The 3,583-nt window shown below is 64.9% G+C and carries 3 protein-coding genes and 1 pseudogene; all 4 read left to right on the top strand.

What is annotated here, in order from left to right:
- A partial coding sequence (locus tag EN879_RS27905) for a BMP family protein (protein WP_127274382.1) occupies positions 1 to 522 on the top strand: 522 nt, incomplete at its 5' end.
- A 235-nt stretch (positions 523 to 757) separates the two neighbouring features.
- Positions 758 to 2,269: an ABC transporter ATP-binding protein gene (locus tag EN879_RS27900; RefSeq protein WP_063169489.1), complete on the top strand. Its 1,512-nt coding sequence runs from the start codon at positions 758 to 760 to the stop codon at positions 2,267 to 2,269.
- Positions 2,269 to 3,324, top strand: a complete 1,056-nt coding sequence (locus EN879_RS27895; protein ID WP_063169488.1) for an ABC transporter permease — start codon at positions 2,269 to 2,271, stop codon at positions 3,322 to 3,324. Before EN879_RS27900 ends, EN879_RS27895 begins: the two co-directional genes overlap by 1 nt.
- Positions 3,321 to 3,583: pseudogene (locus tag EN879_RS27890) on the top strand (ABC transporter permease); the annotation flags it as partial. The gene EN879_RS27895 and the pseudogene EN879_RS27890, both read left to right, overlap by 4 nt.

Below are 3,583 nucleotides of genomic sequence, written 5' to 3'. Positions count from 1 at the left end.
GCGATGGGCATTCCGGAAGTGAACCGGCTGGTCAACGCCTTCTTCGCCGGCGCCAAGGAGGTCAACCCGAACATCAAGAAGAAGGTCGCCTTCATCGGCTCTTTCTTCGATCCGCCCAAGGCCAAGGAAGCGGCGGTCGCGCAGATCGACGCCGGTGTCGACGTCATCTATGCCGAGCGCTTCGGTGTCATCGAAGCGGCGGTCGACAAGAAGATCCTTGCCATCTCCAACATGTCCGACCAATCGAGTCTCGGCCCGGATACGGTCATCACCGGCCCGGTCTGGGACATGTATCCGACGGTCGAACAGGCGATCAAGCTGGTCAAGGCCGGCGTCTTCACCGCGCAGGACTATGGCGACTTCTCGCGCATGGCCAAGGGCGGCTCGCATCTGGCGCCTTACCACAAGTTCGACAAGACGCTGCCGGCGGACGTGAAGGAGCTGGTCGAAAAGAAGAAAGCCGAGATACTCGAAGGCAATTTCCGCGTCGACGTGGACGAGAACACGCCGGTTTCGGATTGAGTTCTGGTTTGAGGGGCTGGCGCTAGGCGCCCCCCTCTGCCCTGCCGGACATCTCCCCTCAAGGGGGGAGATTAGCAGTTTCGGCGACGCGCTGTTCTTTCAAGAAAATTGGCGAAAGCCGATATGACATCCAATCTCCCCCTTGAGGGGGAGATGGCCGGCAGGCCAGAGGGGGGTGCAGCGCATTCCTCTCAATCAAAGCTGAATCGCAAAGCCCGTACGTTCAGGAGCCCCCTTGTCCGCCCCCCTCATCGAAATGCGCGGCATCACCAAACACTTCGGCGCCGTCAAGGCGAACGAGGCTGTCGACCTTAGCGTCGCGCCGGGCGAGATCCTCGGGCTGCTGGGCGAGAACGGCGCCGGCAAGACGACGCTGATGAACGTGCTGTTCGGCGCCTATGCGCCCGACGCCGGCGAGATTCTCATCCAGGGCAGGCCGGTGCGGATCACAAGTTCCGCCGATGCGCTAGCCGCCGGCATCGGCATGGTGCACCAGCATTTTCATCTGGCGCCAAGGCTGACGGTGCTGGAGAACCTGCTGATAGGCATTCCCGGCAAGACAGGGCGGATCGACCGCGCCGGCGGGCTGGCGCGGCTGGCCGAGATCGGCCGCCAGCATGGGCTGACGCTTGATCCCGATCTTCCGGTCTCGGCGCTGTCGGTCGGCGAGCAGCAGCGGCTCGAAATCGTCAAGGCACTGTTTCGCGGCGCCAGGCTCTTGATCCTCGACGAGCCGACGGCGGTGCTGGCGCCGAGCGAGGTCGACGGGCTGTTTTCGGCGTTGCGGTCGATGGCGGCGCAAGGGCTCGGCATCATTTTCATTTCGCACAAGCTCAACGAGGTGCGGGCACTGACGCATCGCTGCACAGTGCTGCGGCATGGGCGCGTCGCCGGCCGCGTCGACGATCCCGCCAACACGACATCGTCCGCAATGGCGCAACTGATGTGCGGCCATGAGATCGTGCCGCCGGCGCGGGGACAGTCGACGCCCGGTGCTGCGGTGCTGACCCTCGACGGCATTTCCACCTCGCGTCATTCGGGTACGGCGCTGCGCGACGTGTCGCTTGCCGTGCGTGCAGGCGAGATCCTCGGCATTGCCGGCGTGTCGGGCAATGGCCAGCGCGCGCTGGCGGAGGTCATCTCCGGCGTGCGCGTACCTGACGCCGGCCGGATGACGATCGCCGGCCAGAAAGTCTCACGCTTTTCGCCGCGCGAAGTGCAGGCGCTCGGTCTTGGCCGCATCCCGGAAGACCGTATGACGACGGGGCTGGTTACCAACCTGCCGCTCGCGGATTCGATGGTGTTGCCGCGCATCGGCACCGCCGCGTTCAGCAGCAAGGGCCTGCTCAAGCCGGATACGATCCGCGCCTTCGCGGAAGAGCAGATCAAGGCCTATGATATAAGGTGCCCCGGGCCGATGACCCGCGCGGGAGCGCTGTCCGGCGGCAATCTGCAGAAGGCGCTCTTGGCACGCGAACTGGCCTTCGACCCGAAGGTTCTGATCGTCTCGCAACCGACGCGCGGGCTCGATATCGGCGCGGCGCGTTTCATCCACGAAAAGTTCCTCGACATGCGGGCCAAGGGCTGCGGCATCATCGTCATCGGCGAGGATCTGGAAGAGCTGCTGGTGCTCTGCGATCGCATCGCGGTGATGTATGAGGGCCGCATTGTCGGCACGCTCGACAGCGCCGATGCAACGATCGCACAGCTCGGCCTGATGATGACCGGGGCGGAGGGGCACAGCTGATGTTTCGCCTGGAAGTCCGCACCTCTACGCCGGCCTGGTTCAACCTCGCTTTGCCGCTGCTGGCTATCGGCGCGACGCTTGTCCTGTGCAGTGGCCTGATCGCGCTGGCCGGCGCCGGCGTGCTCGATGCGTATGGCGTGATGTTCACGGCCTCGCTGGGCGACAGCTATGCGATCACCGAAACGATGGTGCGCGCCGCGCCGATGATCTTCACCGGACTGGCGGTGGCGGTCGCCTTCCGGGCAAAATTCTGGAACATCGGCGCCGAGGGTCAATTGCTGGCCGGCGCGGTGGCCAGCTGCTTTGTCGGCGCCATCCCGATGCCGGGACCGCTCGCCATGGTGTTGATGGCGGTCGCAGGCGCTGCGGCCGGGGCCGCGGTCGCGCTGGTGCCGGCGACCCTCAGGGTAAAATTCAAGGTCGACGATGTCGTCAGTTCGCTGCTGCTCAACTCGGTCATCTACTACGCGCTGATGGCGCTGATCGAAGGACCGTGGAAGGACTCCTTCAGCGGCTATCCGATCTCGCCGCCGATAGAGGATTCGGCCAATTTCCCTGTGCTGATCGAAGGTACAAGGCTGCATCTCGGCGTTATCGTGGCGCTGCTGGCGGCACCGCTGATCTGGTTCCTGATCGTGCGCACCACGCTCGGCTTCAGGATAAGGGTCACCGGCGAAAACCCGGAAGCGGCCAGATATGGCGGCATCCATGTCGAGCGCGTGCTGATCTCGACAGCGCTGCTGTCCGGCGCGCTGGCCGGACTGGCCGGCGTCGGCGAGGTCGGCGGCGTGCATTTCCAGGTGATGAGCGACATCTCGCCGGGCTACGGCTATTCCGGCATCGTCGTTGCCATGCTGGCGCGGCTCAACCCGCTTGGCGTCGTGCCGGCGGCGATCTTCCTTGCCGCCGTGATGACCGGCGCCGAGGCGATGTCGCGGGCGACCGGCGTGCCGGCCTTCCTCAGCGATGTCATCCAGGGCACTGCACTGCTCGCCATGCTGGTGGCGCTGCTGTTCACCGCCTATCGCATCCGCCGCGTCGGGGTTGCCCGATGAGCGCGGTGTTCGAACAGATCTTCCAGGTCGGTTTTCTGGCCGCGATCATTCGTATCGCCACGCCGCTGGCTTTTGCAACGCTGGGCGAAATGTTCTCGGAACGGGCCGGCGTGCTCAATCTCGGCATCGAAGGCATCATGCTTTTGTCGGCGATGACAGGCTTCACCGCTGCCAGCCTCAGCGGCAGCCTGTGGCTCGGCGTGCTGGCGGCGGTGCTGACCGGCATGCTGATGGGTGCGCTGCATGCGTTGTTCACGGT

It is taken from the genome of Mesorhizobium sp. M7A.F.Ca.AU.002.02.1.1 (assembly GCF_003998535.1).
Classification (GTDB): Bacteria; Pseudomonadota; Alphaproteobacteria; order Rhizobiales; family Rhizobiaceae; genus Mesorhizobium; species Mesorhizobium ciceri.
This window is presented reverse-complemented; position numbering and strand designations above follow the sequence as displayed.

Bases quoted from the DNA above. Each gene is read 5' to 3' on its own strand.
- EN879_RS27895 (WP_063169488.1), top strand. From the start codon at position 2,269: ATGTTTCGCCTGGAAGTCCGCACCTCTACGCCGGCCTGGTTCAACCTC.